Here is a 2,425-nt window from a genome sequence, read left to right on the forward strand (position 1 = left end):
ACGGCCATCGAGCCACAACCAAACATCAGGGAACCCGCCATGGGTCTGGGAACGTCCTTCCTCTCCGGGGCAGCCACGTCTGCGGCCGGGGCACTCTCGCCGGTCCTGCCGGCCGACCTGATGGTCGAGCGCTTCGTGCTGACCGATGCCGTCTCCGAGCCCTCCAGCCTGACACTGCACGCCCTGCTGCTGGACGCCAACGTCGAGCTCTAGCAGGGCTACGCCCGCCCCATCACCCTGCAGACCACCCTGGCTGAAGCCTGCGCCAACATCGACCACCGTGCCTGAGCATGCACCCCACCCAAGCCGACAACCACCGTGGCAGTGTCCGCGCCCGATGGCCTCGCCCTGCCCACCTTGGCACTTAGCCAGGGCGCCCACTTTTTGACCCACCCATCGTTCACCCTTGCTTTGCGAGTCGCCAAGCAAGGGGCGCCCTTCAAGGGCTGCCTTGAAAACCTCGATGCATCATTTTGGGAGGAATGCGCTTTGACCCCGGAGACCGTTTGACATGCTGAACCGCTTGACCACCCCTACCTGTCTCCGTGGCGGCTGTTGGACTGCCACGGCGGTGACCGCCTGCGCGCTGTTGGCTTGCGCGGCGCCACAGCCGCCCAAGGAGGAAACTTACGGGGCAATGGTGGGCGTTGTTAACCACACGGACAGGTATGTTTACTCGGCGTCTGTGAACGGCGCCAGTGGTGGCCACATGAGCGAGTTTGGTGCGGGTGGCGGTAGCATTTGCTGCGTGAGCGTACCGGTCAAATGGCGTCCCGGACTGAAGGCGCATGTGGAATGGGACATGCCTGTCGGCAGCCAACACACTTACCAAGAAAAAACCGTAGAAATTGAGCCGTATGGGCCAGATGACAGCGGTCACTCTCTCTACATCCATTTGTTCCCGAATGGCGATGTCCGGGTCGTGGTCGCTCGGTATCCAGGCTACAGCAAGGGGCATCCTATCGCTCCGCCGGTGAAGCTCCTCGACTGGAAACGCAAGGAGGGAGCCTGATGACCGCCAAGCTGCAGCCGCTGTCCGCCGACACACCTTGCCACCCAAGCGAGCCATCCATTTGTTTCCGAATGGCGATGTCCGGGGCGTGGTCGCTCGGTATCCAGGCTACGGCCCAAAGCCCAGCTGGGCCGAACAGGATTGGTGTCAGGCCATCCAGCTCGCTCACCAACAAGCTTGCAAAAGCCCCTCTTGAGCCTCCTTCCCATGCAACGTTTTCAACAATTTCTCCTGTGTCTCATGTTGCTCGGCGGACTGGGTGCCTGCCAGGCCACCTCTTCTCCGCCACCCATGACTGGCGTGGGCATGACGGGCATCGACCACCTCGCAGACCACCTCAGCGTGCAGGACTTCCAAGTGGACGGCCGTAGCGGCTTCCAAGCAGGCAAGGGTGGGCGCAATGTCTGCTGCGCAAAGATTCCATTGGCATGGCGTCCCGGCTTGACTGTCCATGTCACCTGGAACGTCACGAACTGGCGCGATCGCACGTCGGAAGAGAAATCTGCCGATGTGCCGGTCGACCGCTACGACGAAATCGGGCGCATGTACGTCCATTTCCTGGCCGATGGCCAGGTGCGTGTGCTGCTGTCCAACTACGTGCCCTGGGGGACCGAATATCCCGGTCCACGAGACATCCCCAAGAAGGAGCCGTGGACCCAATACCCATGGCCCTCAGGCGCCGCCGCACAGCCAGCCCCTTGAGCACCAGACCATGCAACAGTTCAAACCTCCGCCGTGCTGGCCATCGCCTTGTCCGCGTGCCAGGCCACGCAGCCCAATCCCGCCTTGAGCGATGTGGGCATGACGGGCATCGACCACCTCGCAGACCACCTCAGCGTGCAGGACTATTGGGTCAATGGTCGCGCGGGCTTTCAAGCAGGCAAGGGGGGCAGCAATGTCTGCTGCGCCAAGGTGCCGCAGGTGTGGCATGCGGGAGCACAAATTGAAGTGAAATGGGAAGTGGCCAACTGGAAAAACGGCACCTGGCGGTGCTACCGCCGAATGGTGTCTCTCGACCGCTATGACGAAATCGGTCATTTGTATGTTCACTTCATGCCCGATGGCTCGGTGAGGGCCCTGCTGTCGAACGACGCCCCCTGGGGCAACGCCTACCCAGGTCCGCACATCCCGATTCCCAAAAAAGAGCCTTGGGCGGTTTACCCACGCCCTCCTGTCACCGACGTTTGCCCCGAAAACCTGGAGACCCCCGATGAGTGACGCAGACCGCACGCCAGCCCCCCGCTTGCCCCACAATGCGGCCTCATGACGCTGACTGAACTCCGCTACATCGTGGCCGTGGCCCGTGAACGCCATTTCGGCCGGGCCGCCGAGGCCTGTTTTGTCTCCCAGCCCACGCTGTCGGTGGCGGTGAAAAAGCTCGAAGACGAGCTGAACGCTCGGTCGGGTCATTGC

Annotated in this window: 5 protein-coding genes; all 5 read left to right on the forward strand. The window is 62.4% G+C overall.

Annotated elements, in window-relative coordinates:
* The coding region (locus QZ994_RS19525) for a hypothetical protein (RefSeq protein ID WP_290877667.1) at window positions 1–213 on the forward strand (213 nt) is incomplete at its 5' end.
* 424 nt (window positions 214–637) lie between these two features.
* A complete protein-coding gene (locus tag QZ994_RS19530; protein ID WP_290877676.1) occupies window positions 638–1,012 on the forward strand; it encodes a DUF3304 domain-containing protein in 375 nt (124 codons plus the stop codon).
* 207 nt (window positions 1,013–1,219) lie between these two features.
* Entirely contained in the window at window positions 1,220–1,714 is a 495-nt protein-coding gene (locus QZ994_RS19535; RefSeq protein ID WP_290877670.1) for a DUF3304 domain-containing protein, read from the forward strand.
* 33 nt (window positions 1,715–1,747) lie between these two features.
* Window positions 1,748–2,230 carry a DUF3304 domain-containing protein gene (locus tag QZ994_RS19540; RefSeq protein WP_290877673.1) on the forward strand — a complete coding sequence of 161 codons (483 nt, stop codon included), beginning with the start codon at window positions 1,748–1,750 and terminating at the stop codon, window positions 2,228–2,230.
* 45 nt (window positions 2,231–2,275) lie between these two features.
* Window positions 2,276–2,425 (forward strand): LysR family transcriptional regulator (locus QZ994_RS19545; RefSeq protein ID WP_290877679.1); only part of this gene is annotated, 150 nt, incomplete at its 3' end.

Source organism: Aquabacterium sp. (assembly GCF_021768455.1).
GTDB lineage: Bacteria > Pseudomonadota > Gammaproteobacteria > Burkholderiales > Burkholderiaceae_C > Aquabacterium.